Origin of the sequence: Pseudidiomarina marina (genome assembly GCF_003987045.1) — a bacterium.
Taxonomy (GTDB): Bacteria; Pseudomonadota; Gammaproteobacteria; order Enterobacterales; family Alteromonadaceae; genus Pseudidiomarina; species Pseudidiomarina marina.
Map to the genome: position 1 here is coordinate 168898 of NZ_PIPZ01000002.1, position 25636 is coordinate 194533.

Annotated in this window: 24 protein-coding genes, 1 other RNA gene and 1 pseudogene; 8 read left to right on the forward strand and 18 right to left on the reverse strand. The window is 48.8% G+C overall.

The features are described 5' to 3' along the window. From mraY to mraZ, 7 genes are read right to left on the reverse strand one after another with little or no spacing between them, the layout of a single operon-like run. Positions 1–1083, reverse strand: coding sequence for a phospho-N-acetylmuramoyl-pentapeptide-transferase (gene mraY / locus CWI76_RS06420; RefSeq protein ID WP_126759533.1), 1083 nt, complete (start codon positions 1081–1083; stop codon positions 1–3). Continuing rightward, complete coding sequence (locus CWI76_RS06425; RefSeq protein WP_126759534.1) at positions 1077–2519, reverse strand: UDP-N-acetylmuramoyl-tripeptide--D-alanyl-D-alanine ligase; 1443 nt, start codon at positions 2517–2519, stop codon at positions 1077–1079. Before CWI76_RS06425 ends, mraY begins: the two co-directional genes overlap by 7 nt. Beyond that, entirely contained in the window at positions 2516–4006 is a 1491-nt protein-coding gene (gene murE / locus CWI76_RS06430) for a UDP-N-acetylmuramoyl-L-alanyl-D-glutamate--2,6-diaminopimelate ligase (protein WP_198678579.1), read from the reverse strand. The genes CWI76_RS06425 and murE overlap by 4 nt, the downstream gene beginning before the upstream one ends. Next, positions 3999–5747 (reverse strand): peptidoglycan D,D-transpeptidase FtsI family protein, encoded by a 1749-nt coding sequence (locus tag CWI76_RS06435; protein ID WP_126759536.1) that lies wholly within the window; start codon positions 5745–5747, stop codon positions 3999–4001. Before CWI76_RS06435 ends, murE begins: the two co-directional genes overlap by 8 nt. Then, entirely contained in the window at positions 5738–6055 is a 318-nt protein-coding gene (gene ftsL / locus CWI76_RS06440; protein WP_126759537.1) for a cell division protein FtsL, read from the reverse strand. The genes CWI76_RS06435 and ftsL overlap by 10 nt, the downstream gene beginning before the upstream one ends. Then, positions 6045–6995, reverse strand: coding sequence for a 16S rRNA (cytosine(1402)-N(4))-methyltransferase RsmH (gene rsmH, locus CWI76_RS06445; RefSeq protein ID WP_126759538.1), 951 nt, complete (start codon positions 6993–6995; stop codon positions 6045–6047). The genes ftsL and rsmH overlap by 11 nt, the downstream gene beginning before the upstream one ends. Continuing rightward, the gene (gene mraZ / locus CWI76_RS06450) at positions 6995–7453 is read right to left on the reverse strand and encodes a division/cell wall cluster transcriptional repressor MraZ (protein WP_092856553.1); all 459 of its coding nucleotides are present in this window, start codon (positions 7451–7453) and stop codon (positions 6995–6997) included. The genes rsmH and mraZ overlap by 1 nt, the downstream gene beginning before the upstream one ends. A 527-nt stretch (positions 7454–7980) precedes the next feature. Between mraZ and CWI76_RS11790 the strand changes: the two are divergent. Then, a pseudogene (locus tag CWI76_RS11790) lies at positions 7981–9792 on the forward strand (putative bifunctional diguanylate cyclase/phosphodiesterase); the annotation flags it as partial. Positions 9793–9887: 95 nt separating this feature from the next. Here the strand turns inward: CWI76_RS11790 and rnpB are convergent. Beyond that, positions 9888–10245, reverse strand: an RNA gene (rnpB, locus tag CWI76_RS06465) — RNase P RNA component class A. Positions 10246–10256: 11 nt separating this feature from the next. Next, positions 10257–11108: a 16S rRNA (cytidine(1402)-2'-O)-methyltransferase gene (rsmI, locus tag CWI76_RS06470; RefSeq protein WP_126759539.1), complete on the reverse strand. Its 852-nt coding sequence runs from the start codon at positions 11106–11108 to the stop codon at positions 10257–10259. 94 nt (positions 11109–11202) lie between these two features. Between rsmI and CWI76_RS06475 the strand changes: the two genes are divergently transcribed. The 4 genes from CWI76_RS06475 to dolP are packed head-to-tail and all read left to right on the forward strand — an operon-like array spanning position 11203 to position 14587. Then, a complete protein-coding gene (locus tag CWI76_RS06475; RefSeq protein ID WP_157980813.1) occupies positions 11203–13065 on the forward strand; it encodes a penicillin-binding protein activator in 1863 nt (620 codons plus the stop codon). Positions 13066–13082: 17 nt separating this feature from the next. Continuing rightward, entirely contained in the window at positions 13083–13433 is a 351-nt protein-coding gene (locus CWI76_RS06480; RefSeq protein ID WP_126759541.1) for a YraN family protein, read from the forward strand. A gap of 9 nt (positions 13434–13442) precedes the next feature. Continuing rightward, complete coding sequence (locus CWI76_RS06485; protein WP_126759542.1) at positions 13443–14012, forward strand: SIS domain-containing protein; 570 nt, start codon at positions 13443–13445, stop codon at positions 14010–14012. Continuing rightward, positions 14012–14587 carry a division/outer membrane stress-associated lipid-binding lipoprotein gene (gene dolP, locus CWI76_RS06490; RefSeq protein ID WP_126759543.1) on the forward strand — a complete coding sequence of 192 codons (576 nt, stop codon included), beginning with the start codon at positions 14012–14014 and terminating at the stop codon, positions 14585–14587. The genes CWI76_RS06485 and dolP overlap by 1 nt, the downstream gene beginning before the upstream one ends. A gap of 12 nt (positions 14588–14599) precedes the next feature. On the opposite strand, the gene CWI76_RS06495 is transcribed toward dolP, so the two are convergent. The 9 genes from CWI76_RS06495 to zapE all read right to left on the reverse strand — a co-directional run bounded on the left by CWI76_RS06495 (position 14600) and on the right by zapE (position 22314). Beyond that, positions 14600–15058 carry a ClpXP protease specificity-enhancing factor gene (locus CWI76_RS06495; RefSeq protein ID WP_198678580.1) on the reverse strand — a complete coding sequence of 153 codons (459 nt, stop codon included), beginning with the start codon at positions 15056–15058 and terminating at the stop codon, positions 14600–14602. A gap of 11 nt (positions 15059–15069) precedes the next feature. Further along, positions 15070–15699 carry a stringent starvation protein SspA gene (sspA, locus tag CWI76_RS06500; RefSeq protein WP_126759545.1) on the reverse strand — a complete coding sequence of 210 codons (630 nt, stop codon included), beginning with the start codon at positions 15697–15699 and terminating at the stop codon, positions 15070–15072. 17 nt (positions 15700–15716) lie between these two features. Continuing rightward, positions 15717–16463 (reverse strand): cytochrome c1, encoded by a 747-nt coding sequence (locus tag CWI76_RS06505; RefSeq protein ID WP_126759915.1) that lies wholly within the window; start codon positions 16461–16463, stop codon positions 15717–15719. Beyond that, positions 16463–17725 (reverse strand): cytochrome b, encoded by a 1263-nt coding sequence (locus CWI76_RS06510; protein WP_126759546.1) that lies wholly within the window; start codon positions 17723–17725, stop codon positions 16463–16465. Before CWI76_RS06510 ends, CWI76_RS06505 begins: the two co-directional genes overlap by 1 nt. Then, the gene (gene petA, locus CWI76_RS06515) at positions 17725–18315 is read right to left on the reverse strand and encodes a ubiquinol-cytochrome c reductase iron-sulfur subunit (RefSeq protein ID WP_126759547.1); all 591 of its coding nucleotides are present in this window, start codon (positions 18313–18315) and stop codon (positions 17725–17727) included. Before petA ends, CWI76_RS06510 begins: the two co-directional genes overlap by 1 nt. Before the next feature lie 206 nt (positions 18316–18521). Beyond that, on the reverse strand, positions 18522–18914 hold the full coding sequence (gene rpsI / locus CWI76_RS06520) for a 30S ribosomal protein S9 (protein WP_092856585.1): 393 nt from the start codon (positions 18912–18914) through the stop codon (positions 18522–18524). 17 nt (positions 18915–18931) lie between these two features. After that, positions 18932–19360, reverse strand: a complete 429-nt coding sequence (gene rplM / locus CWI76_RS06525) for a 50S ribosomal protein L13 (protein ID WP_092856588.1) — start codon at positions 19358–19360, stop codon at positions 18932–18934. Positions 19361–19657: 297 nt separating this feature from the next. Next, positions 19658–21211, reverse strand: a complete 1554-nt coding sequence (locus CWI76_RS06530) for a Na/Pi cotransporter family protein (RefSeq protein ID WP_126759548.1) — start codon at positions 21209–21211, stop codon at positions 19658–19660. Continuing rightward, a complete protein-coding gene (zapE, locus tag CWI76_RS06535; protein ID WP_126759916.1) occupies positions 21208–22314 on the reverse strand; it encodes a cell division protein ZapE in 1107 nt (368 codons plus the stop codon). Before zapE ends, CWI76_RS06530 begins: the two co-directional genes overlap by 4 nt. A 91-nt stretch (positions 22315–22405) precedes the next feature. Here zapE and CWI76_RS06540 point away from each other — a divergent pair, with 91 nt between their 5' ends. The 3 genes from CWI76_RS06540 to CWI76_RS06550 all read left to right on the forward strand — a co-directional run bounded on the left by CWI76_RS06540 (position 22406) and on the right by CWI76_RS06550 (position 25628). Then, on the forward strand, positions 22406–22822 hold the full coding sequence (locus CWI76_RS06540; protein ID WP_126759549.1) for a Z-ring associated ZapG family protein: 417 nt from the start codon (positions 22406–22408) through the stop codon (positions 22820–22822). A 282-nt stretch (positions 22823–23104) separates the two neighbouring features. Then, positions 23105–24451, forward strand: coding sequence for a DegQ family serine endoprotease (locus CWI76_RS06545; protein WP_126759550.1), 1347 nt, complete (start codon positions 23105–23107; stop codon positions 24449–24451). 124 nt (positions 24452–24575) lie between these two features. Continuing rightward, the gene (locus CWI76_RS06550) at positions 24576–25628 is read left to right on the forward strand and encodes a trypsin-like peptidase domain-containing protein (protein WP_126759551.1); all 1053 of its coding nucleotides are present in this window, start codon (positions 24576–24578) and stop codon (positions 25626–25628) included. Positions 25629–25636: the final 8 nt, after the last annotated feature.

Consider the following 25636-nt stretch of genomic DNA (forward strand, 5'->3'; position numbering starts at 1 on the left):
TTATCTCAACTTCAAGGTTGCTAAACCAATCAATACGAATACCAAACTTAAAATCCAAAAGCGCACAATGACGCGTGGCTCTGGCCAGCCTTTTAATTCGTAGTGGTGGTGGATAGGAGCCATCCGAAACACACGTTTGCCACGTAATTTGTATGAACCCACTTGGAGCATGACGCTCAAGGTTTCCATCACGAACACACCGCCCATGATGAAGAGCACCAATTCCTGGCGCACCATGACAGCAATCACGCCGAGCGCGGCACCCAGAGTCAACGAGCCAACATCACCCATGAATACCAGTGCTGGGTAGGTGTTAAACCAAAGGAAGCCTAAACCAGCACCAAAAATCGCGGTACACACAATCAATAACTCACCAGAAAGCGGTAAGAATGGAATGTTTAAATAGCTGGCGAAGTTAGCGTTACCCGACGCATAAGCGAATACCCCAAGCGCGCCAGCGACCATAATGGTTGGCACGATCGCTAAGCCATCAAGACCATCGGTTAGGTTAACGGCGTTGCTGGTTCCAACAATGACGAAATAGGCCAGCAAGATATACATAAGGCCGAGTTGCGGCATGACATCTTTAAAAAACGGCACCAGCAGTTGCGTTTCTGCGCCAACGGTGGCGTGGGCATACAAATAGACAGCGGCTAGCGTGGCAATTAACGATTGCCAGAAATACTTCCATCGAGCCGGAAGACCTCGCGGATTCTTCTGCACGACTTTACGATAGTCATCGACAAACCCGACAGCACCAAAACCCAATACCACAGCCAACACGACCTGCACATAATGATTCGATAAATCCGCCCACAACAAGGTAGAGATGACGATGGAAGCGATAATGAGCACGCCGCCCATGGTTGGTGTTCCGGCCTTACTTAAATGACTTTGTGGGCCGTCATCGCGAACCGCTTGTCCTACTTGCAAGCGTTGCAAGTATTTGATCAGTGTTGGCCCCATCCACAGGGAAATCAACAATGCGGTCAATACACTTAAAATTGCGCGCATGGTTAGATACGAGATGACGTTAAACGCACTCGCAAACTGCGTGAGGTATTCCGCTAACCACACTAACATGCGTGTTTTCCTTCTGCTGAAGTCATTGGTTTTAATTCTTCCTGACGTTCTTGCAAGGCTTGCACCACGCGCTCCATACGGGCACTGCGCGAGCCTTTGACTAAAATGGTGATCGGCGCTGGTGCTTGATTCACTGTCGCGATAATCGCCGCAACGGCGCTGTCCAAATTTGAGAAGTGACGTCCGCCGCGACCATTAAACACTTCACTTGCGCTTTGACTCAGCACGCCTAAGGTATACAAGTTATCAATGCCCGCCGTAATGGCGTATGCACCAACCTCTTCATGGTATTCACGGGCTTGGCTACCTAGCTCACCCATATCTCCCAAAACCATCATGCGATAGCCTGGGTATACCGCTAGCATGTCGAGCGCCGCTTTTACCGAGCCAACGTTGGCGTTGTAAGTATCATCAATCAATTGAATGTGGTCATTTAGACGAATCACATTCAAGCGTCCAGCAACCGGTGTTAATTGCGCTAATGCTGTCTGCGCATCAGCGAGCGCACAACCTACCGCAACTGCGGCGCGAATGGCTACCAGTGCGTTGTCAACATTGTGTAAACCAGGCAGACTCAGGGTGATATGTCCTGTTTGGGGCTGCTCACCGGTCAATTCGACATCAAATTCCGCGCAACCTTGCTGGTTAACTTGCACGTTGGATGCACGCACGGTCGGTTGCTCATCCGCCGCATCGACCACACGGCCGAACGTTTCGTGTTTGGTGCCCGCTAACATCTGTTTCCAACCCTGCGCAAACTGCGAGTGAAACGGTGTGAGTGCTAAGCCATGCGGACCTAAACCACGGAATATCTCCGATTTAGCCCGATACACACCGTGAATATCACCAAAGCCCTCAACGTGCGCTGGTGCGACATTGTTGATGATGGCCACGTCAGGCTGGGTTAAGCGAGTGGTGTAAGCAATTTCACCTAAATGATTAGCGCCGAGTTCAATAACCGCAAACTCGTGCTGTGGCTCAATTCGTAAAAGTGTTAATGGCACGCCAATGTCGTTATTAAAGTTACCAGCGGTTGCAAGCACTTCGCCACGTTGACGCAAAATAGCCGCTAGCATTTCTTTGACGGTGGTTTTGCCGCTACTACCGGTTATTGCAATGGTTTTTGGAGCCACTTTCGCTTTAACTGCTGCGCCGAGTAACCCCAACGCATAACGGGTGTCATTGACGATAATTTGCGGTGCCGCCATACAAACGTCATCGGTTAGTTCACGCTCCACCATAATCGCCGCGGCACCGCTCTGCAATGCTTGAGCAGCGAAATCGTGCGCGTCAAAATTGGGGCCCTTTAATGCAATAAATAAGCAATCTTTCGGCAGCGACCGCGTATCGGTGCTGACGGCATCAATCGTGCGGTTTGCGCCAACTAATCGTCCTTCAACTGCGGCTGCTATCCATGCTAAGTCAATGCGAATCATGAGAGCTCCTCCGCTGTTGGTGTTGCAGTGATTTCCGCTACCAGTGCACGCTCGTTATAGTCAATGCGCTGTTGACCAATCACTTGGTAATCTTCGTGCCCTTTGCCGGCTAATAGCACCACGTCATTTGCTTTCGCTTGCGCGATCACTTGGCGTACCGCATTCTCGCGCCCCATAATCACTTGCACACGTTGGCGTGTTGGCATGCCGGCAATAATATCCTGCACAATTTGTTCTGGTGGCTCGGTACGTGGATTGTCATCGGTCACCACAACACGGTCGGCCATATCGGCCGCCACTGCACCCATTTGCGGACGTTTTCCACGATCTCTGTCACCACCGCAACCGAATACACACCATAGTTGGCCTTCGCAATGACGACGCAGGGCACTAAGTACTTGCTGTAGTGCATCAGGCGTATGCGCATAATCGACAATCACCAGCGGCTTACCGTGATGACCTCCGAACGCTTCCATTCGACCTGGCACAGCATGTAATTGTGCGCATGCCGCAGCAATTTTTTGTGGTTCTTGACCTAAACTGATAACGGCAGCAATAGCAGCCAGCAAGTTGTAAACGTTAAAGCCACCCAATAACGGCGACTGTACCGAAATTTGTTCAACGCGCTCAGCGTCATAACGCACATACAAATTAAACTGGGTGCCGTCATGATCATACTTGACCTGTTCCGCCCAGATACTGCGAGTAGCGTTTTGCGGCGTTAAACTGAAGCGCCAGCTGTCAGTGCGATCGGGCAACCAAGCGGCTACCGCCGAATCATCAGCATTCAGCACGCTGAATTGTGTATCTAACTCAGTAAATAACCGACGTTTGGCGCCAGCATAGTTCGCCATCGTGCCATGATAATCGAGATGATCACGGCTGATGTTGGTGGCCACGCCGACTTTAAAGTGCACAGCCTCAACACGACGCTGCACCAACGCATGCGATGACACTTCCATCGCTACCGCTTGGGCTCCTTCGCTACGCATCACATGCAATCGGTGTTGCACAGCAATGGCATCAGGGGTGGTGTGCGTTTCTGGTAACAATCGACCCGGGAAACCCGAACCCGTGGTACCAATCACGCCACATGGCACCCCCAAAGCTTCAAGTAATTGCGCTGTAATATAAGTCACCGAGGTTTTACCGTTGGTGCCGGTAACGCCTATCACGCTGAGTGCTTGCGATGGTTCATGAAAAAATCGACCGGCGATAGCGGATAATTCATTCTTCAGCTGTGGTACTTCAACAACCCAGGTACGCCCCCGTAGCTCCATGCCAACGGTTTCCGAATCGGCAAGCACCACGGCGGCACCAGCCTCAATTGCCGCATCAATAAATTGTCGACCATCAACCTGATAGCCAGGCACAGCAACGAACGCATCATTCGCTGCAACTTGGCGACTATCAAGCTTTAGTCCGCCAACTTTCACGGCCGGTAACTGTAACGGGTAATCTGGTAATAAGGTCATCAGATCAATCATCTGCACCTCCAAAACCAGCCGCTTTTAACTGTGCATCAGCTAAATTATCCGGCGGAATATTCATCACGCGTAGCGCGTCGCTGACAATTTCTGCAAAGACTGGTGCCGAAACCTCGCTGCCATAATATTCGTCGCCACTTGGTTCATTCACCGTCACCACCACTGCTATTCGCGGATCGCTCACTGGCGCAATACCGGCAAACAAGGTGACATACTCTTCACCATAGCCTCCAGCTATCGCTTTACGCGATGTACCGGTCTTGCCCGCTACACGATAGCCACGAACCTTCGCTCGTCCACCAGAACCATTTGCAACCACACTCTCAAGCATGGTGAGAACCGTCTTCGCCGTCCGCTCCGAAATAACTTGTTCGCCTTCGGGCAAGCCTTCGCGGCGTTGAACGGTTAACGGCACACGTTTGCCACCATTAGCAATAATGGCGTACATCTGTGCCAACTGTAACGTGGTTGCTGACATGCCATAACCGTACGATAAGGTCGCGATTTCAAAATCAGACCAACGCTGACGGTTCTGTAAAATACCGAAACTCTCACCCAACATGGCTACCCCTGTGTCATTACCAAAGCCCACCGCCGCATAAGTATCCAACATACTGTTGATACCTGTAGCTAATGCGATTTTGGCAGTGCCAACGTTGCTAGAGTTCTCTAAAATTTGTGTAATAGTTTGCTCACCACGATTAATTGGGTCACTCACTCGACGACCACCCAGACGCATCCAACCTGGGCTGGTGTTAATCACGTCGTCCGGTTGAATCACGCCAGCCTCCAATCCAGCGATCACAGCCAGCGGTTTCACCGTTGAGCCCGGCTCATAAGCGTCGGTAATCGCACGATTGCGTAATCTGTGTGGTTGCAAATCATGTCGATTGTTTGGGTTGTAGGACGGGCTGTTGACCATTGCGAGTACCTCGCCGGTTTTCACGTCAAGAATCACTGCAGAACCAGAAGTCGCCTGGTGATAGCGCACGGCCTTTTTGACTTCGGCATAAGCCAATGATTGCAAGCGTTGATCAATACTCAGCGTTAATTGTTGTGGTTGTTGCGCTTCGGTCACCCGTATTTCTTCAACAACCCGTCCTGCCGCGTCCTTGCGATAAACTCGCTCACCGGGTACCCCGGTAAGAACTTGATTGTAAATGGCTTCTAAACCTTCAATACCTAAGCCATCAATATCCGTAAAACCAACAACATGCGCGGCGATTTCACCCGCCGGATAAAAGCGCCGTGATTCGGTTTTCAAATACACACCAGGAATAGCTAACTGACGAACGAAATCGGCCACACCTGGGGTAACTTTACGTTCGAGATAAACAAAGCGGCGAGTTGGATCAGCCACTTTGCTAAGCAACTCATTCACATCGGTACGAAATACCTCTGCAAGAGCCAGCCAACGTTCACGATTTGCTAAGCCATCGCCTTCATGAACTCGTTTCGGGTCAGCCCAGACCGTCTGCACCGGAACACTCACTGCAAGCTCGCGACCGTTGCGATCTAAGATACTGCCGCGCTGCACGGTCGTTGCATCAGCACGAAGGGAGCGACGATCACCCTCAAAAATTAACCGTTCAGGTTCAATCAGTTGAATGTATGCCGCTCGTGCCACCAAACTTCCAAACACACCAAACACAATCAGCAAGGCGAAGTAGAATCGTCCCTTGCTTAAGTGTGGTTGCGCCTTCTTAACAGCGCGGCGGTTTGGTTTTGGTGTTACTGCCATGGCACTAGCACCTCCTGCTCAGCCTCAGCACGCACCATATCGAGGCGTTGCTGCGCAATCCGTTCAACTCGGTTGTGTTCAGTTAAGGTGTTCTGTTCAATCTGTAAATGACGCCATTCAATATCGATCTCATCGCGCTGCGAGAGTAGCTCGTCGCGCTCTATGGTGAGCAAGCGATGACTATGCGAAACGTAAATCACCGCCATGGCACTGCCGATGACCATTAAAAACAGCAAAACCAACACAAGGTGTTGGCGAAAATCGTCAAACAAAACAGCTACTAATGCAGGTACGCGGCTAGCTTTCATAATCTAACCTCGCGGCAATGCGTAGCACGGAACTCCGTGCTCTTGGATTTAGTTTTATTTCGGCCGCCGATGGCTTGATGGCCTTGCCGATGAGGCGCAGCGTTTGACCGCGATCAAAGTCCGCGTCTCGAATAGGTAGTCCAGCTGGAATTGCTCGGCCTTGTGCCTGAGCACGCATAAAGCGTTTGACCATGCGATCTTCTAAGCTATGAAAGCTAATCACAGCAAGTCGTCCGTCGGGTTTCAATCCGCTGACAGCTGCGGTTAATGCTGTTTCAATCTCCTCGAGCTCACCATTAATGTGAATGCGAATACCTTGAAAGCTCCGCGTCGCTGGGTGCTTGTGTTTATCTTTGAATGGCACCGCTTGCGCAATCAATTCGGCCAATTCGCGTGTAGTGGCAAGAGGCTTCTCTTCGCGTTGCTTAACAATCGCTTGGGCAATTCGCCAAGCAAAGCGTTCTTCGCCATATTCGCGCAGCACAAATGCAATTTCGTCTGCACTAGCGCTGTTTAAGAAGTCCGCCGCAGTCATGCCGGTACTCGTATCCATGCGCATATCGAGTGGTCCTTCGCGCATGAAACTAAAGCCGCGTTCGGCGTCGTCCAATTGTGGGGAGGAAACGCCAAGGTCAAATAATATTCCGTCGAGCTTGCCGCGCAATTGCTGCGTTTCAAGCACGTCATCTAATCGTGAGAATGGGGTGTGGATGATGGTAAACCGTGGGTCATCACGCAAGGCAGCGGCCGCAGCAATCGCGGTGGGGTCACGATCGAGTGCATAAAGTTTACCTTGCGAGTTTAATTCGGCCAGAATAGCGCGCGAGTGCCCCCCTCTACCGAAGGTTGCATCTAAATAAGTTCCGTCTGGTTTGATCGCAAGAGCCTCGATGGACTCTTGTAACAACACCGAGACGTGTTGTTGCGCTTCTGTTGTCATTATAATGAGAAGTCTTGTAGTCGATCACTGTGTGCCAAGTCGTCTTCTTGCTCCGCTGCCATATCGGCTGCGATTTGTTCTTGCCATGCCGCTTCAGACCAAAGTTCAAACTTATTGAGCTGACCAATAATCATGATCTTCTTGCTCAAATCCGCATGTTGACGCAGGGTTGGTGCGATCAAAATGCGACCGTTTTTATCCATTTGGCAATCTTCGGCGTGACCCAGTAACAAACGCTGGAGACGACGCTCTGCGGGGTTCATGCTTGATAAGGTGGTGAGCTTCTGTTCAATCAATTGCCACTGCGGCAATGGATACAGCAATAAACAGGGTTGCTTAATGTCAATGGTACAGACCATTTGCCCGTCACAATCCAAAAGCAGACTCTTGCGATACTTTGCTGGTATCGCGAGCCGACCTTTGTCATCTAGACTGAGTGCTGCTGCGCCACGAAACATATTATTTGATCCACTATTACCCACAAATCCCCACAATGTGACAGTCTAGGTGCCGATCTTTCCACCTGTCAAGGAAAAATGATTGCTTTGCGATATGTAACAGCGCTTGACGGCAAGGATTAGGTAAAGGATGATGCGAATACTATGTCAACAAGCATATAATTCTAATAACAAGCTTTCTCATATAAATGAAGCAGATAGATGTCGTGAGTTTTCCAGATAAGTTCGGTAAGCAGTCCGAACGCTGGCGCTTATTGCGCTACCTTGTTGTTGTGCTCTTTATTGCATCGGCTTTATTGTACGCGGTGTATCTTGTCGTCGATGGTGAACGTCAACAACAACTGGAAATAGAAAAACGCCGAGCCAGCGAGCACTTAAGTGCAATGCGAGGCCAAATTGAACAGCGCTTACAAGCCAATATGTTAGCACTGCGCGCGTTGCGTCCTGAAATTCTTTGGCAAGACACACCCGATCGCGTTCGCTTACAACACATCATTGATGAATTTCTCTCCTCTAATCTCGATATCATGCATGTTGCCCTCGCGCCCGATTTGGTCGTTAAATTCGTCTACCCAGTCGAAGGTAATCAGTCATTAATAGGTTTTAATTACCGACTGGATACCGAGCAGTATGCGGGCATCTTGCGCGCAATTGCGATAAAAGACGTGGTGTTGACCGGTCCGTTGCGTCTTAATCAAGGCCGTGATGCTCTGATTGCACGGATGCCGGTATTCCGTAATGACCGTACGTTGTGGGGTGTCGCTTCGCTGGTTATTGACCATGTGAATCTCTTAGAGGGTGTCCGATTTTATCAGCATCCGAATTATTCTTTTGCTATTCGTCATGTGCAAAATGATCTGAACCCGACCCCCACCGCATTTGCTGGTAATAACGATGTATTTAACCCTGATGCATTGGTCACTGAAATTGCTTTTCCTCGCGGTCGCTGGCAGTTAGCAGCTTATCCTCGCGACGGGCAGTGGGTCGCAAATAATGCCGATTTTTGGCTGCACTGGGCGATTGGTATCGGTCTTACGGCTGTTATTTTATCGGCCTTTTTAATGCTAATTTTTACTCAGCATCGATTACGCGGCGCTATTTCGACTATCGCGTATCAAGCCCGCTACGATGGTTTAACGGATTTACCGAACCGCAACTTCTTCTCGGAACAACTTGGCGCAGATATTCGTTCGGCCTTACGCTCGCAACAAAAATTCGCACTGCTGGTTCTCGATCTTGATCATCTTCGCGAAATTAACGACGTATTAGGCCATGAAGTGGGTGATGCTTTATTGCAACGTGTTGCCGAGCGCATTCGAACCAGTATTCGCGAAGATGATTTATTAGCGCGCATTGGTGGTGACGAGTTTGCGATAGTATTGCGAGATCTTAATGATCCGAGTGAAGCTGAAATTCGCGCTAAAGCGATTATGAGCGACTTACTTCATACGCTGGACATTGAACATAACCATATCAATATGACCGCCAGTACGGGCATCGCCATGTTCCCGCACGATGGCCAAGAAGTTCAACAGCTATTAAAGCACGCGGAACTAGCGATGTATGCTGCGAAAGCGCAAGGCGCAATGAGTGTTCACTTCTTCGATGAACAGCTACGCCAAAGCACGGAGCGCGACATTAATCTGCACCATCAAATTATTAAAGGAATTGAAGCGGAACAGTTTGAGGTGCACTACCAGCCGGTTATTGAAACGGAAACAGGCTTACTGACACGTTGTGAGGCTTTAATTCGCTGGATACATCCAGAACGAGGCGCAATTTCACCCGCAGAATTCATTCCAATTGCCGAGAAGACCGGCGCGATCATTGGTTTGGGCGACTTCGTGCTGCGCCAGGTCGTTCGTGATTGGAAAAAGATGCATAGCGCCGGTCTTGATTTAGCAATTGCGCTGAATCGCTCGCCGCGTGAATTCAATGACCGTCAGGCGGCAACTCATTGGTTAAATGTGATTGCAGCAGCCGATGTACCGACCAATCGATTGATGTTCGAAATTACTGAGTCGATGCTTATGCGCAATAAAGAACGCCAGTTTGCTAACTTGCGTAAACTGCGAGACGCTGGTATTTCGTTAGCCATTGACGATTTTGGGACTGGGTACTCAAGCTTGAACTACCTGCGTTCGTACCCTATTGACGTGATAAAGATCGACCGCAGTTTCTTACATAACGTACCACATCAGGGGCAACAAAAAGCCTTGGTTGAAGTGCTTATTCGTATCGCACACACGCTGAACATGAGTGTGGTTGCCGAGGGCGTTGAGCATGAGCAACAAGTCGAATTTTTGCAGCAGCAAAAATGTCATTACCAGCAAGGCTTTTTCTACGGCCGTGCCATGCCTCTAAAGGAATTCATTCGCTTTACGCAGCAATTTAATCGTGATGTGTTAGAGCGAACCAACTCAGAGAAAGAAGTGTCGGGAGCCAGCCGATAAGCCGGGTTCTGTCGTGGACAATCATTCGTCTAGCCACTAGATCACTCTAGCGTTCAAGCAGTCTACCCGGGTTCAACGCGGGCCGCGCCAATGAACCCCTATTTGACCTTGCTCCGGGTGGAGTTTACCGTGCCACGAACTGTTACCAGCCGCGCGGTGCGCTCTTACCGCACCCTTTCACCCTTACCTGATCCTACTTGCGTAGGCCATCGGCGGTTTGCTCTCTGTTGCACTAGTCGTCGGCTTACGCCGCCCAGACGTTATCTGGCACCCTGCCCTGTGGAGCCCGGACTTTCCTCCCCCTATGCATGCATAGGCAGCGATTGTCTGGCTGACTCCCGAAGCGCATTCTACTGGTTATCTTGCTCAAGCGCTAGCTGATACAAGGTGTTTTTGCGCGCGCCATGTATTTCAGCTGCGAGCGCCGCCGCTTTTTTCAGTGGCAATTCGTTGCGCAGTAGGTTGAGTGTTCGCAGTGCTGCTGGATTTACATCATCGTGCTCCACTTCAGGTGCACCACCTAGAATGAGCACCATTTCACCGCGCTGTTGGTTGCTATCACTGAGCACTTGCTGTTGAACTTCGGCAACAGTGCCCGTTAAATAGGTTTCAAATTGTTTGGTCAGTTCACGTGCCAAGACCAACGGGCGTTCGCTACCAACTGTGGTCATCAAATCCGCTAAAGTATCCGTGATTCGGTGGGGCGATTCGTAAAAAACCAACGTTCGGGTATCGCTGACGAGCTGTTCAAGACGCTTGCGGCGTTGTTGTGGCTTGGCGGGCAAAAAACCCTCGAAACTAAAGCGGTCGGTTGGCAAGCCGGCTCCCGACAACGCCGTGACAAATGCACAGGCGCCTGGCAAGGCAATGACTTTGATGCCAGCTTGACGGCACTGTTGTACCAACACATAACCAGGGTCAGAAATTAACGGCGTGCCGGCGTCACTAATTAACGCGATCGATTCACCGCGTTGCAATCGCTCAATCACTTGTTCAGCGCGCTGCCGCTCATTGTGTTCATGCAAAGCGAACAAGGTTGCGCGAATACCAAGGTGCTGCATCAATTGTCCGCTATGGCGTGTATCTTCAGCAGCAATTGCATCACATGAGCGTAAGACAGTGATTGCGCGCTCGGTGATATCCGCCAAATTGCCAATTGGTGTTGGCACAATATATAAACAGCCAACGTTGTCGGTACTCATGTTAACCCCTTGTAAGAACCTCGCGGCGCGATTGTGAAGCCTTGCCGTACGGTTTATAGTATGACCCATTGCAAAAAACATGGGTGAATTCAAAATGTCTGTTGCTATTGTGCCAAAGAAGTTGCTGTTGTGCATGGTTATTGTCGCGCTGTTCACTGCGCTCAATGGCTGTTCATCAGGGCCACGCGAACCCGCTTCCCAATCCACAACCAGTCAAGACAGTTCTGAATTCACTGCGGTGCCGCTAGACGAGCAATTTCGTTCAGCACAAAGTTGGCTCGCTAATGCACGATTAATGGAAGGCAAAGAGCAAGTTGATGCGTTATTACAAGCAGCAGCAACGTTTCAACGAGATGGACAATGGCAACAAAGTGCTGTCGTGATCGCACAAATTCAACGTCACTTCGAAGCGGAGTCATTAAATAACGCCCAAAGACAGCTTATGGCACTGCTAGAGGCGCGTTTTGCAGGACACGACGGGCGCTGGAATTATGTCGAACAGCTTCTCGAGCCTTTGCTTCAGCCTCGCCTGTCGGTGGATTATCCCGAGCAAACCTTAGAACTAGCATTAAAATCAGCAAGCGCGCAACAAGAATGGGAACTTGCAGCAAGCTACCAATTACAACTGCTGAATATCGCACCAGATTCGACTCAGCCGGAACAAGTTTGGGAAATTTTACGTAACGTACAAAACCCCGACCAAGTCACATTGCCGCCAAGCTTTGATCGTAGCCAACTGGTGGCGGGCTGGGCTAATTTAATGCGTACATTGCACCAAATTAGTGCAACGCCGTCTGAATTGGATGATGCACTTGCTCAGTGGCAAGCTAACTTCTCAGAACACCCGGCGCAATTTGTGGTTGATAACTTAATGGCGCTAACCGAACAGCCGCGCCATCGTGCCCTAGTTTTACTCCCGTTAACTGGACAGTACGCTGAGCAAGGCCTGGCGGTTCGTGACGGGCTCGTCAAAGCCTTAAGTCGATTACCGCAAGTACACGCAAAGTTTATCGATACCAACACGCTAGACTTTGCCGCGCTACCCGAGCTACTTCAGCAACACCAAGCCAATGTTCTAATCGGCCCGTTACTCAAGCCGAACGTTGCTGCAATTGATGCTTCGCAATTACCGGAAAGTCTGCCGTGGTTAACTTTAAATGAACCGGGCGAGGTGCTGATTCCAACGTTACCACAACAGCACTTTTTTGCTTTGGATGCGGAAACTGAGATACGCCAAGCAGCTAAACATATGGCAAAACGCGGACATCGCCATCCAATTGTGCTTGCGCCGGAAACCGCGCGAGGTCAACTACATGCCGAAGTATTCAAATCAGCATGGGAAGCAGAGTTCAATGATCCAATCCCTATTTCGATGGGCAACTACCGTAATACTGAGGAAATGAAAACAGCGGTTCAAGATCAATTGGGTGTAACCACCAGTGAAGCCAGAATAAATCAGGTAAAAATCGCTGCTGGCAAGATTATTGTCGATTCTCAAGCGCGCAGTCGGGCGGATGTCGATTCGGTCTATTTAGTTGGCGGTATTGAACAAACACGCCTTTTAAAGCCGTTCATTGATGTTAATATTTCGCCATTTATGAAGGCGTTACCTGTGTATGCAAACTCTGGCAGCCATACGCTACGTAATGATTTAAGCGAAAATGATTTGGATGATGTACGCTTCACCGATGCACCGTGGCTATTGCCCGGTCACAGCGAAGCTCAGCAGCTAAACGATTTACTCGAATTAAGAAAGAATTGGGGTTATAACACAGCGCGGCTGGTCGCATTCGGCCATGATGCGTTGTTGCTCAGCCAACGCCTTCCTCTGCTACAGACAATGCCTGGCATTTCAGCACAAGGGCTAACTGGGGTACTCACGGTTCGCAATAATCAGGTAATTCGTGAATTAAATTGGGCGCGCTTCGACGGACACGAGGTTGTCGCCGGCCAATAACGCTAAAAGGACAAGGAATGTCTCGAAAAGATATGGGAAATGACGGCGAAGAGATCGCCCGCGCACTGCTTGAGCGCCATGGTTTAGAGCATGTCGAAAGCAACTATAGTTGCGACATGGGTGAAATTGATTTAATTATGCGTGAGGCGGATACCTGGGTTTTCATTGAAGTAAAAAGCCGTAGTAATGAGCATTTTGCTAGCGTGGTGGAACAGATTACCGCTGCCCAATGTCAAAGAATTCGACGCTGTGCGCAACTCTTTCTGATACAGCAAAATTTAAATGAACACGTGACGCGCATGCGATTCGATGTCGTGGCTATTGTGATGGACTACGAACAAGCGCAGTGGTTGCAAGATGCGTTTTAACGAGGTGTTATGCAGGACCCTATAAAGACTTTATTTACCGAATGTATTCAGACACAAATAGCTGCCGCCGATATGCTGCAAGAGCCAATTGAGATGGCCTGCAATTTGTTGGTCGATTCGTTATTGAATGGGCGTAAAGTATACTGTTGTGGTGAAGGGCTTGCACACGCAACCTCAAGGCATTTCGCCCATATAATGCTTACCGGGTTAAGCTTCGAGCGCCCTCCATTTCCGGTAACCTCGCTGCACGCCGATTATGGTGCGCTTGAGTATGATCGGATGTTTGCACAGCAACTACAAGCGGTCGGGCAGCCAAGCGATGTCCTCATTGTATTTAATGCATCCGAGCGTGCACCTCGCGTAAGTCGAGCGATGGAGGCTGCGCTCAGCCGCGACATGCTGATCATCGCGCTAACCCAAAACAGTGACGTCGATATTGCCGGATTGTTAGGCCCTGATGATGTCGAGATACGTATTCCTACAAGTAATGCTGCTCGTGCCAGTGAGCATTTACTGCAAATATCTAACATGCTGTGCAGTGTTGTAGAGCATCGAATTTTCCCACAGGAGACAGATTAATGGCTGAACCTCGGAAGTTTTTGTCTGTTGCGGTATTCTGTACCGCGGTGGCGGTTAGTTTAAGTGGTTGTGCTGCAGCTCTCGTTGGCGCGACTGCAGTAGGTATATCTGCAGCAACGGATACGCGTAGCGTTGGTACTCAAATTGACGATCAAACCATTGAAGTTCGGGTTATTACGGCACTAAAACGCGAAGATCGCCTTGATAATTCTCGTGTCCAAGTTGTTTCATTTAATCGTTCAGTGTTGCTATTGGGCCAAGTAACGAATAGCTCCTTGCGCGATTTAGCAAGTCATATCGTACGTAATACTCAAGGCGTCGATAGAGTTCACAATGAACTTAAAGTGGCGCCCGTGATATCACTCGGTCAAATTAGTAAAGACACTTACATTACCAGTAAGATTAAAGCGAAATTTATTGCCGACGAGAATATCAAAGCCAGCGATATTAAAGTGGTTACGGAAAATGGTGAGGTCGCTTTAATGGGGTTTGTCGAACGCGACATCGCGCGTCAGGCCATCGACATAGCGCGCAACATCAACGGTGTCACACGCGTTATTGACGCTTTCGAATAAAAGAGATTTGAATTATTTCACAACCCGCAAATGAGAGCCGGAAGATTTTTTCTTCTGGCTTTCTTTTTTCTTGGTGTCGGTTTCTTTTTCTGCTTTTTCGCTTTTTGCACTCTCCGCCGTAGCTTCACTAACAGGCGTTATCGCGCTCGGATTGTCGTAATCTGGTTCAGGTTCAAACATCGTCCCTGCGCCATTTTCCCGCGCATACATGGCAAGAATGGCCCCCATTGGCACGATGACTCGGTGCGGGCTGCCGGAAAAGCGAGCATTGAATTGAACCGTATTGTTGTCAGCAGTAAAGTTAGTTACTGCGGTAGGAGAAATGTTCAAAATGATTTGTCCATCTTGAACAAATTGCCATGGCACCTGACAGCCAGGGTAATCAGCGTCAACCGCAAGGTGTGGTGTGAGCTGATTATCCAGAATCCACTCATACATCGCCCGCACTAAGTACGGGCGACGTGGTGTCATCGCTTCGTCACTCACCGACCTAAGTCTCGCTCAATATCAGTCAGTGACTCTTGAAATGATTCGCGCTCAAACACACGAACCATATAGGCTTTCACTTCTTTCGCACCAGTACCTTCTAACTGGATACCGTACAATGGCAAACGCCACAACAACGGCGCCAGGTAGCAGTCTACCAAGCTGAACTCTTCACTCATGAAAAACGGTGAATCCGCGAACAGAGGTGCCAGTGCAAGAATACCTTCGCGTAATTCTTGACGCGCTGCATCTGCACCCTTTCCACCTGCCAAAATTTTATCCGCCAACGCATACCAATCGCGATCAATGCGATACATCATTAATCGACTCGTGCCACGCGCAACCGGATAAACCGGCATCAATGGCGGATGCGGGAAACGTTCATCAAGATATTCCATGATGATATGAGCGTTGTATAACACTAACTCACGATCCACCAACGTTGGCAACGCATCTGCATAGGGGTTGAGCTGCATTAAGTCTTCCGGAAGGTTATCCGGTTCAACAAAAGTAATCTCAACGCCCACGCCTTTCTCAGCGAGTACGATACGTGTTTGATGGCTGCGTAAGTCATTTACGCCCGAATATAAGGTCATCACTGACCGCTTGTTTGCCGCAACCGACATGTTGTTCTCCATAAAGCTTATTTCACGTCCTTAAAGAATTCGCGTTTCAGCAGTACTGCGAAAATTAAAAAGACCAGTAGGAAACCGAACACGTACCAACCCATACGCTGCTGTTCCAACATCATAGGTTCACCGGTGTAAACCAAGAAGTTAGTCAAGTCGAGCGCTGCTTGATCGTATTCAGCATCAGTCAACATACCGCTGCCGTCGGTTTTAATGCCCACGTAAACATCTTGCATTTCACCGTCAATCATTTTCTCTTCGGTGGTTTTACGTGGAATACCTTGCAACTCTTCGAGCACATGCGGCATACCCACGTTCGGGAATACCGTGTTATTCACGCCAAATGGACGCGACTCGTCCACATAGAATGAACGCAAATAGGTGTAAATCCAATCTGCGCCGCGCACACGAGCTACCAAGGTTAAATCAGGTGCCGCTGTACCAAACCAGTTACCCGCGTCTTCAGTGGCCATGGCATTGGTCATCAAGTCACCGACTTTCTCGCCAGTAAACTGAAGATTCTCAATACCTAACTCTTCAGGGATCTCTAAATCACGGAAGGTACGGTTATAGCGCTGATACTGCATTGAGTGACAGCCCAAGCAGTAGTTCATGAACAACTGTGCACCACGTTGCAGTGACGCTTTGTCATGCAAATCGATGTCAGCTTTGTCCAGTGGTACTGTTGGGCCAGCTGCTAATGTTGCAACTGACCACAGTGATGCTGCTACCAGCAGAGTGCTTTTGATTAACTGTTTCATCACTTAGTAATCCTCTCTGGAACTGGCTTCGTGTTTTCATTCTTGCTGTAGAAGAACAACAAGACGAAGAACGCAAAGTACAAGAAGGTGAAGATACGAGCGAACATGGTGTAAACCTCTGTCGCTGGCTTCAGACCCAGATAACCGAGTGCAATAAAGCTAATTGCAAACACAGTCAGGTTTACTTTGTGCAACGTGCTACGGTAGCGAACTGAGCGCACTTTACCACGATCCAACCAAGGCAGTACGAATAGCGCAACGATAGCACCGAACATCAAAATAACACCGAGCAGCTTGTCAGGTACCGCGCGCAAAATTGCGTAGAACGGCGTGAAGTACCAAACTGGTGCGATATGTTCTGGTGTTTTCAGCGGGTTCGCCGCTTCAAAGTTAGGTGGCTCAAGGAACAGGCCGCCCATTGCCGGAGCAAAGAAAATGACATAACAGAAGAAGAACAAGAAGATAGCGACACCCACTAAATCTTTCACGATGTAATACGGGAAGAATGGGAATGCATCAACAATGTCGTACTTCTTAGTAAAACGCTCATGGAAGGTAAACTTCGGCTTCTCTGAGTCTGGCACCGAGCCCTTCGGTTTCTTAATTGAGATACCTTCAGGGTTGTTCGAGCCAACTTCGTGTAGCGCGATGATGTGTAAGAACACCAAGATAACCAACACTAATGGCAATGCAATCACGTGCAGTGCAAAGAAGCGGTTCAGCGTCGCACCTGAGATTACGTAGTCGCCACGAATCCATAGTGTTAAATCGTCACCAATAATTGGAATCGCACCGAACAACGAGATGATTACCTGTGCACCCCAGTACGACATCTGACCCCATGGCAACAAATAGCCCATGAAGGCTTCGGCCATTAAGACAAGGAAGATGAGCATACCGAACACCCACAGCAATTCGCGCGGCTTCTGGTAAGAGCCGTACATCATGCCACGGAACATGTGCAAGTAAACCACCACGAAGAACGCCGACGCGCCGGTTGAGTGCATATAGCGAAGTAACCAGCCGTACTCGATATCACGCATGATAAATTCAACTGAAGCGAAAGCGCCTTCAGCTGAAGGGACGTAGTTCATGGTTAACCAGATACCGGTCAAAATTTGGTTGACCAAAACCAACGTTGCTAGCACACCAAAGATGTACCAGAAGTTAAAGTTTTTTGGAGCTGGATATTGAGCTAAGTGGATATTCCACGTTTTGGTCATCGGAATACGTTCGTCAAACCATGCAATGAGTTTATTCATTAGGCTTGCTCCCCATCTTCACCCACCAAAATGGTGTTATCGTTGATGTAGTAATGAGGCGGAACCACCAAGTTATACGGTGCAGGAACGCCTTGGAATACTCGACCAGCGATATCGAAGGTAGAACCGTGACACGGACAGAAGAAGCCTGCCTGAGCCCCCTCAACGTATTCACCCATGCCTTGATCGAGGAACTGTGGCGAACAGCCTAAGTGCGTACAAATACCGACGGCAACAAAGAACTCTTCTTTGCGCGAGCGGTGCAAGTTTTTCGCATACTCAGGTTGTTGTGGTTCATCAGAATTTGGGTCACGGAGTTGGTCGTTCACGGCTTCAAGCGATGCCAACATTTCAGGGGTACGGCGTACCACCCAAACCGGCTGACCACGCCATTCAACACGAATCAATTGACCCGGCTCGGCTTTTCCAATGTTCACTTCCACTGGGGCACCCGCGTTTTTAGCTTTTTCGCTCGGGTTCCAAGACGCAATGAAAGGAACGGCAACACCAACCGCGCCCGCTGCACCGACGACAGATGTCGCGACGGTCAGGAAACGACGGCGGCCTTTATCTACAGGCGCATTGCTCATCCACTTACTCTCCAGTTTGGACGCTTCGCGAGACATAGCCGCGAAGTCAGTAATTAGCTGCTGCGATAGGTCCACCTAAAGTGATTTTAGGTGAACGGCAAAAAAATGCCTTCAGATGATAAAGAAATGCCCTGATTTTTACAAGGATAAAGACAAAAAACCCGGCACAAAGGCCGGGTTTTTGACGTAGTCGAGATTCCGAAGAATTAACGCTTCGAGAACTGTGGACGCTTACGTGCTTTATGCAAGCCGACTTTCTTACGCTCAACTTGACGCGCGTCACGAGTTACATAACCCGCGCGACGTAAGTCACCACGTAAAGCTTCGTCATATTGCATCAGTGCACGGGTGATACCGTGACGCACTGCGCCTGCTTGACCACTTGCACCACCACCTTTAACAGTGATGTATAAGTCGAATTTTTCAACCATATCGACCAACTCGAGTGGTTGACGAACAACCATACGAGCAGTTTCACGACCGAAGTATTCTTCTAACGTGCGGTTATTGATGCTGATGTTGCCGCTGCCTGGACGCAAGAAAACGCGTGCAGTTGAGCTTTTGCGACGACCAGTACCGTAGTATTGATTCTGTGCCATAGTCTTCATGCTCCGTCTTAAATTTCAAGTTGTTTTGGTTGCTGAGCAACATGATTGTGCTCTGCACCAGCGTACACTTTCAGTTTACGGAACATGGCACGACCTAGTGGACCACGAGGTAACATACCTTTCACCGCTTTCTGAATTACCATTTCAGGCTTCTTAGCAATCAACTTCTCGAAGTTGATTTCTTTGATACCACCTGGGTAACCCGTGTGTGAATAGTAGATTTTGTTTTGCGCTTTGCGGCCAGTTACAGCAACCTTTTCAGCGTTAACGATGATGATGTAATCACCAGTGTCAACGTGAGGCGTGTACTCAGGCTTGTGCTTTCCGCGCAAACGACGGGCAACTTCAGTTGCCAAACGACCTAAAGTTTTACCTTCAGCGTCAATAACATACCAGTCACGTTGTACTGTTTCTGGTTTTGCAACAAATGTACTCATTGAGAATTACTCTTTCTTTAAGGTTCACGACAGTAGTTCCGGGCTTCCCCGCGAACCACAACAACCGTTGTGGTTGAGCCACAAATTCGGTTAGTTGTACCTGTAACGTGGGCTGCGCGGATTATAGGGAAAAGCGCTTAAAAGATCAACGGCGTTATTCGTTAATCGTTATTCGTTATTCGTGAGCTTGGCTTGCCCGATAGCTCAATTTACAATTCGCTCACTTTTCGTTGTGGTCATTTTGGTTTTTCGTTTTTGCTTTTCCGAATAACGAGTAACGAATAACGAATAACGCTTTTAGGTTTTCAGGGCGGTGATGATTTCGGCGCTGCGCTCCCACATACTCGCCAACTGCATCAACGCCGCCCCTTCCGTAGGTTCAAGCTCGTTAGCAGCAATTCGATTTAACCACGTATGACGCAATAAGTTACGCGTTGCGCGAATAGAGCTGGTAAGTGATGCCCAGTTTGCTGCAGGACGAACTTTCATATCTGCCCCATTTAGAAGCTCAAGTAATTGTTCGCGGAGCTGGTGGTTGAGGCTTGCGTCAATTTGTTCCGGAGTAGCCGCGCGTAGTTTTTCAACAATATCGCGTAAGTCGCGTAACCGTGCATGACTCGTGTGAAGTTCCGCGAGCAATAAGGCTTCGTCACCATGTAATTGTTTCTCGCTTAACTTGGTTAGGTACGTTTTTATATGCGCTAATAATTCACCAGTGGCGATATCTTCTTCGGTTTCGGTGAGCGCAGCCTCGTCCTTTAACAGGGTACGCAACCGCAAAATATACTGGCGTAGTACGCGATTGAGCTCTTGTTGCACAGCGTTGAGACCCATCGCGGGAACTTCTAAAACGGTTTTATCTAAGAAACGCGGTTCGCCTGAACGCAGTGGCGGTAGCCGATACCAACTTTCTACTCGGCGGAAAATTCGCTCATCGAGCAACCACATCAGGGCCACACCGAGTACATTAAATAATGTATGGAACACCGCGAGACCGGTACTAATATTCGTAACCTGTTCGCCCCCTGATAATAATTCTGCCGTCCACCACATAGGAACTAACAAAATTAACGCCGCAATTCCGGTGACGGTATTCATTAATACATGTACGGCGGCAAGGCGTTTTGCGTGCGCTGTGGCGCCAATGCTGGCTAGCAACGCTGTGACGGTGGTGCCAATATTTGCGCCAATAACCACGGCGGCGCCAGCTAACGGCGAAAACACACCGCTGACGGATGCGGTAAGCACAATCGCCAAAGCGGCGGAAGAAGACTGCACCAGAGCTGTTAATAGCGCCCCTGCTAGTACCGCCAGGAGAATACCGAACGGACCACTAATTGATAATTGGCCAACTGGCAAAATCGTGACAAGCTGCTCGAAGGCTTCTCGCAGTGTATCCAATCCGACAAATAGCACGCCGAAACCAGCAACGGCTAGACCAATGCTACCTAATGGGTCGGCACGACGCACCAGCTGAAGGAGCATACCTAAGCCAATTAATGGCCAAGCAACAATGCCGATATTCAGCTTCAACCCAATCAGTGCGACTATCCATGCCGTCATCGTTGTACCGACGTTGCTTCCGAACACCACCCAAGCCGCTTGCTTTAACTTCAACATGCCGGCATTGGTAAAACCGAGTAAAGCTACGACAACAGCACTGGATGACTGCACTAATGCGGTCACCGTAAAACCTGACAAAGCAGCTCGCAGCCTCGTTTGCGTGGAGCGTTCTAGATAACTCTGTAAATGACTTCCAGCTGCAGCTTTTAAGCCGTCGGTCAGCAATTGCATGCCGAGCAACAAGAGGCCGAGGCCCCCGAGCGCTAAAGTCCAGTCAGTTAACATCATGGTTTATGGGCGAGTCCTAAGTATTCGTGACTTTGCATTTCTAATAATCGACTAACACAGCGTTTAAACTCAAAATTTAATTTACCTTGCGTGTAAAGTTCATCCAGTGGCGCTGCTCCTGACATAATTAGCTTCACGCGGCGTTCATAGAATTCGTCCACCAACGCGATAAAGCGCCGAGCCGCATCGTCATTGTGCGCGCCCATTTGCGGCACATCGCTAATCAAAACTGCGTGATAACATTGCGCCAATTCAATATAGTCGTTCTGCGAACGTGGGCCACCACAAATAGCATCAAATGAGAATAAAACGACGTCGTCACACTCCATGCGTACCGGAATATTGCGATTATTCACCACAATGTATCCTCGCTCATCGCGATTGCAATGATCAGGCGCTAACTCCGTAAAGTATCGCTGGAGGTTTTCATCAGCGGCTGCATCCGCTGGGGCGTGATAAATTTCTGCGCGAGTTAACGTTCGTAGACGGTAATCAATACCGCTGTCGACATTGATAACTTCACAATGTTGCTTAATTAATTCGATGGCGGGAATGAAACGCTGTCGCTGCAGGCCATTTCGATAAAGATCATCAGGCACAATATTCGATGTAGCGACCAACACAACGTTGCGTTTGAATAGCTCTTGCATCAATGTGCCGAGAATCATTGCATCGGTAATGTCTTGCACGAAGAACTCGTCAAAACAGACCACCCGAGCTTCGCTAGCCAGTTTATCGGCAATAATCGGCAACGGGTCGCTACGCCCTTTCAATTCTTTCAATTCACTATGTACGCGGTGCATAAAGCGATGGAAATGAACACGCAACTTTTGATCAAACGGTAAAGTTTCAAAAAAAGTGTCAACCAAATAGGTCTTTCCGCGTCCTACGCCACCCCAAAAGTAAATGCCTTTCGGAGTTGGTCTTGCACCGCCTAGCGCTTGCTTTATTCGGGCAAACAATCCCGCCTCACTGTGCGCTTGATGAAATAAGACCAGTTCGTCATAAAGGCGCTGTAACGCCTCTACAGCACGTCGTTGCGCGGCATCCGGCTGAAAGTTTCCAGTCGCTAAATCCTGCTCATATTTTGATAATGGTGTCAGCTTGTTCGTTGTCACTACCACTTCGACCCTATTCTGGATTATGCTAGTAGGCAGTAGTTTATCATGCGAAATGCATTTTTAAGGAGTTTTTATGAGCTGGATTGTTGGAATTTTACTCGTGATAGCAGGCGCAATCGTTGGATTTTTTGTGGCGCGTTACTGGCTTGCCGAGCATACAGATGAAGCCGAGTTAAACCAGCAAGTCACCCAAACTAAACAACAACTTGCAGATTATCGCCAAGAAGTTGCTGAGCACCTTGCTACTGCCCAAGCACTCGTGGGTCAGCTTGAAGAAACTCAAGATAAGCTTAAAGCGTATTTGCACCACAGTGCCGACCTATTACAACGTGAGCAAGAACAACCTAGCTTGCCATTTTTTGCCGAAGATACCATCCGCGAACTGCGTATGGCGAACAAAGTAAATGGCGAGAAACGTCGCTCGGATGATAAGGCGCCAAGTGATATGCCGCGTGACTACAGCGACACCAAGTCGGGCCTCTTCAAGTAAATCTGCAAGAGCGATATTAGCTATTGGATATTGGATATTAGAAAAGACAAATACCCGTTACATCCTAGTATCTAATAGCTGACATTGATTATCGCTCTTGCTTTTCTAATATCCAATATCCAATAGCTAATATCGTTTTTGTTTTTCGTTTTACATCTTGAAACACATCCGCTGTGAACTTATTTAATAATGGTCAGTCTTTAACTGCATCTACCTGAAATTATTCCAAACCCTGCTCGCACCCTCATGCAGCAGAAAATGTGTGTATAGGAGTTAACTCTGATGAAAGTGAAGTTCATTGCGGTTCTGGCATTGGCAAGTGCATTAATTATTGCGCCTGTTTCAGCCGGTATTCCTTTCTTTGGCGATAAAGATGAGACGCCAACACTTGCCCCTATGCTTGAGGAAGTCACCCCTGCGGTGGTGAATATCTCAGTTAAAGGGAAACGTGAGGTTCGCCAACGTATTCCAGATATGTTTCGCTTTTTCTTTGGTCCAGGAGGCCCTCGCGAGCAAGTGCAGGAGCGACCGTTCCAGGGGCTAGGTTCTGGCGTTATTATTGATGCTGATGAAGGATATGTTGTCACTAACAACCATGTGATTGATGGCGCATCGGAAATTTTAGTTACTTTAAAAGATGGCCGTCAGTTCGATGCGAAAGTTATCGGAACGGATGACCGTTCTGATGTTGCGTTACTTAAGATCAAAGATGGTGAAAATCTAACCGAGATCAAAATTGGTAACTCCGCTGATTTGCGCGTTGGTGATTTCGTCGTTGCCATTGGTAACCCATTTGGTCTAGGCCAAACGGTCACGTCAGGTATTGTTAGCGCGTTGGGTCGTAGTGGCTTAGGTATTGAAGAAATTGAGAACTTCATTCAAACCGATGCTGCCATTAACAGCGGTAACTCAGGCGGTGCACTGGTGACCTTGAAAGGTGAGTTGATTGGCATCAACACCGCAATTTTGGGGCCAAATGGCGGCAATATTGGTATCGGTTTCGCTATTCCTGCTGACATGATGAAAAACCTTGTTGCGCAGCTTGTTGAGTTTGGTGAGGTGCGTCGCGGTGTACTCGGTGTTCGCGGAAATGATTTGACTCATGAAATCGCTAAAGCTCTTGATTTAAAAGCAAACCAAGGTGCGTTTATTGCCGAAGTGATTCCTGAGGGAGCAGCCGATAAAGCTGGCTTAAAATCAGGTGACGTGATTGTTGCGGTGAACGGTGAGAAAATTCGCACCTTTGCTGACCTAGGCGCTCGAGTGAGCACCATTGGCGTGGGCAAAGAACTTGAAATTACCGTGTTACGTGATGGAAAAGAGCGAAAATTTGATGTGGTGCTTACCGCTGACGAGCAAGAAGTAACTGCTGCGGCATTACATCCTGCGCTAGATGGCATCATCTTAGCACCGGACGAACGCGGTGGTCTTAAGGTTACCAATATCGAAGAAGGTTCATTAGCTGAACGATACGGTATTCGCAAAGACGACGTAATTATTGGCGTTAACCGTAGCCCGATAAATAGTATGAGCGAGTTACGCGAAGCGCTAAGCAATGCAGGTAGCGTGGTCGCGTTAAACATTCGTCGAGGCAATTCCCAGTTGTATCTCGTGTTGCGCGGCGGTTAATTGGTTGGCGGTGAGGCACCAATTAACTCGGTAAAACCAAAACGAAGGCAGTACAATTACTGCCTTCTTTTGTAAACAGTGTTATGCTTTGCTCTATTCTTAAATCAGTAGGTTACAAGTCACTATGCAGCTACGGCAATTTGCTTGGTACATTGTTCGCTCGGTCATTCTTGGCCTAGCTGTCGCCGCCATTGTGATTTATGCCTTGCCACAATTGCGTGAGCAATTTAGTAATAATTCACAGCAATCACAGCAACCTTTGAGTTTTTCTACAGCCGTGCAACGTGCCGCTCCAGCGGTCGTGAATATTTATAGCATCGGCTCGACACGCGATTCTTATTACTCACGCCGACCAAATAGCCTTGTTCGATTGGGTTCAGGCGTGATCATGGATAATCGCGGACATGTGTTAACGGCCTACCATGTGGTGGCTGACGTGAACGAAATTCAAGTTGCGCTACAAGATGGTCGTAACTACAGCGGTCAGGTGATTGGGTTTGACCGTATTACCGACCTAGCCGTAGTGCGTATTGAAGCAGATAATCTTCCAACTATTCCGCAAAATGAATCGCTGACCACGCAAGTTGGCGATGTGGTGCTTGCGATTGGTAACCCGCACAACTTAGGCCAAACCATCACGCAAGGTATTGTCAGTGCAACTGGCGGGCGTATGGGGGTTATTCACTCGCATGCCGACCTGATTCAGATGGATGCGGTCATCAATGAAGGCGCCTCCGGTGGCGCGTTGATTAATAGCCAAGGTTATTTGGTAGGCATCAATAATGCTCAGTTTCGTGATGCTCGCGGTCAAGGTATCGACGGTATTTATTTTGCCGTTCCCTACCCGCTCGCGCGTTCGGTCATGGATACACTCATTCGAGAAGGTGAAGTGGTGCGTGGTTACTTGGGAGTGCAAGTCGGCGAAACGCCACAGTCAAACCCATACACTCAACCCGGTATTTTTATTACTGGGGTTGATCCCAATAGCCCCGCAGAACGAGCCGGTTTACGTGCTGAAGATTATATTACTGAAATTAACGGTCAGCCGATGCTTACCGCGGCTGAGGGTCTTGCCTTGGTTGCGAAAACCAAACCAGGTACAACATTACAAGTTCAGTTTTTACGTGACAATAAAGAAGAAACAACAGAAGTTACAATTACAAAACTGCAGCAGTAACGAATTAA

What these genes read in the sequence shown, in the direction of transcription:
- CWI76_RS06485 (WP_126759542.1), top strand. Translation starts at nt 13,443, where the DNA reads ATGCAGGACCCTATAAAGACTTTATTTACCGAATGTATTCAGACACAA.
- sspA (WP_126759545.1), bottom strand. Translation starts at nt 15,699, where the DNA reads ATGTCGGTTGCGGCAAACAAGCGGTCAGTGATGACCTTATATTCGGGC.
- mraY (WP_126759533.1), bottom strand. Translation starts at nt 1,083, where the DNA reads ATGTTAGTGTGGTTAGCGGAATACCTCACGCAGTTTGCGAGTGCGTTT.
- rplM (WP_092856588.1), bottom strand. Translation starts at nt 19,360, where the DNA reads ATGAGTACATTTGTTGCAAAACCAGAAACAGTACAACGTGACTGGTAT.
- CWI76_RS06550 (WP_126759551.1), top strand. Translation starts at nt 24,576, where the DNA reads ATGCAGCTACGGCAATTTGCTTGGTACATTGTTCGCTCGGTCATTCTT.
- CWI76_RS06475 (WP_157980813.1), top strand. Translation starts at nt 11,203, where the DNA reads ATGTCTGTTGCTATTGTGCCAAAGAAGTTGCTGTTGTGCATGGTTATT.
- petA (WP_126759547.1), bottom strand. Translation starts at nt 18,315, where the DNA reads ATGAGCAATGCGCCTGTAGATAAAGGCCGCCGTCGTTTCCTGACCGTC.
- mraZ (WP_092856553.1), bottom strand. Translation starts at nt 7,453, where the DNA reads ATGTTTCGTGGCGCAGCAGCACTCAGTCTAGATGACAAAGGTCGGCTC.
- CWI76_RS06530 (WP_126759548.1), bottom strand. Translation starts at nt 21,211, where the DNA reads ATGATGTTAACTGACTGGACTTTAGCGCTCGGGGGCCTCGGCCTCTTG.
- rpsI (WP_092856585.1), bottom strand. Translation starts at nt 18,914, where the DNA reads ATGGCACAGAATCAATACTACGGTACTGGTCGTCGCAAAAGCTCAACT.
- CWI76_RS06425 (WP_126759534.1), bottom strand. Translation starts at nt 2,519, where the DNA reads ATGATTCGCATTGACTTAGCATGGATAGCAGCCGCAGTTGAAGGACGA.
- dolP (WP_126759543.1), top strand. Translation starts at nt 14,012, where the DNA reads ATGGCTGAACCTCGGAAGTTTTTGTCTGTTGCGGTATTCTGTACCGCG.
- CWI76_RS06540 (WP_126759549.1), top strand. Translation starts at nt 22,406, where the DNA reads ATGAGCTGGATTGTTGGAATTTTACTCGTGATAGCAGGCGCAATCGTT.
- rsmI (WP_126759539.1), bottom strand. Translation starts at nt 11,108, where the DNA reads ATGAGTACCGACAACGTTGGCTGTTTATATATTGTGCCAACACCAATT.
- CWI76_RS06480 (WP_126759541.1), top strand. Translation starts at nt 13,083, where the DNA reads ATGTCTCGAAAAGATATGGGAAATGACGGCGAAGAGATCGCCCGCGCA.
- CWI76_RS06545 (WP_126759550.1), top strand. Translation starts at nt 23,105, where the DNA reads ATGAAAGTGAAGTTCATTGCGGTTCTGGCATTGGCAAGTGCATTAATT.
- CWI76_RS06435 (WP_126759536.1), bottom strand. Translation starts at nt 5,747, where the DNA reads ATGGCAGTAACACCAAAACCAAACCGCCGCGCTGTTAAGAAGGCGCAA.
- rsmH (WP_126759538.1), bottom strand. Translation starts at nt 6,995, where the DNA reads ATGACAACAGAAGCGCAACAACACGTCTCGGTGTTGTTACAAGAGTCC.
- CWI76_RS06510 (WP_126759546.1), bottom strand. Translation starts at nt 17,725, where the DNA reads ATGAATAAACTCATTGCATGGTTTGACGAACGTATTCCGATGACCAAA.
- CWI76_RS06505 (WP_126759915.1), bottom strand. Translation starts at nt 16,463, where the DNA reads ATGAAACAGTTAATCAAAAGCACTCTGCTGGTAGCAGCATCACTGTGG.
- CWI76_RS06495 (WP_198678580.1), bottom strand. Translation starts at nt 15,058, where the DNA reads ATGACACCACGTCGCCCGTACTTAGTGCGGGCGATGTATGAGTGGATT.
- ftsL (WP_126759537.1), bottom strand. Translation starts at nt 6,055, where the DNA reads ATGAAAGCTAGCCGCGTACCTGCATTAGTAGCTGTTTTGTTTGACGAT.
- murE (WP_198678579.1), bottom strand. Translation starts at nt 4,006, where the DNA reads ATGATTGATCTGATGACCTTATTACCAGATTACCCGTTACAGTTACCG.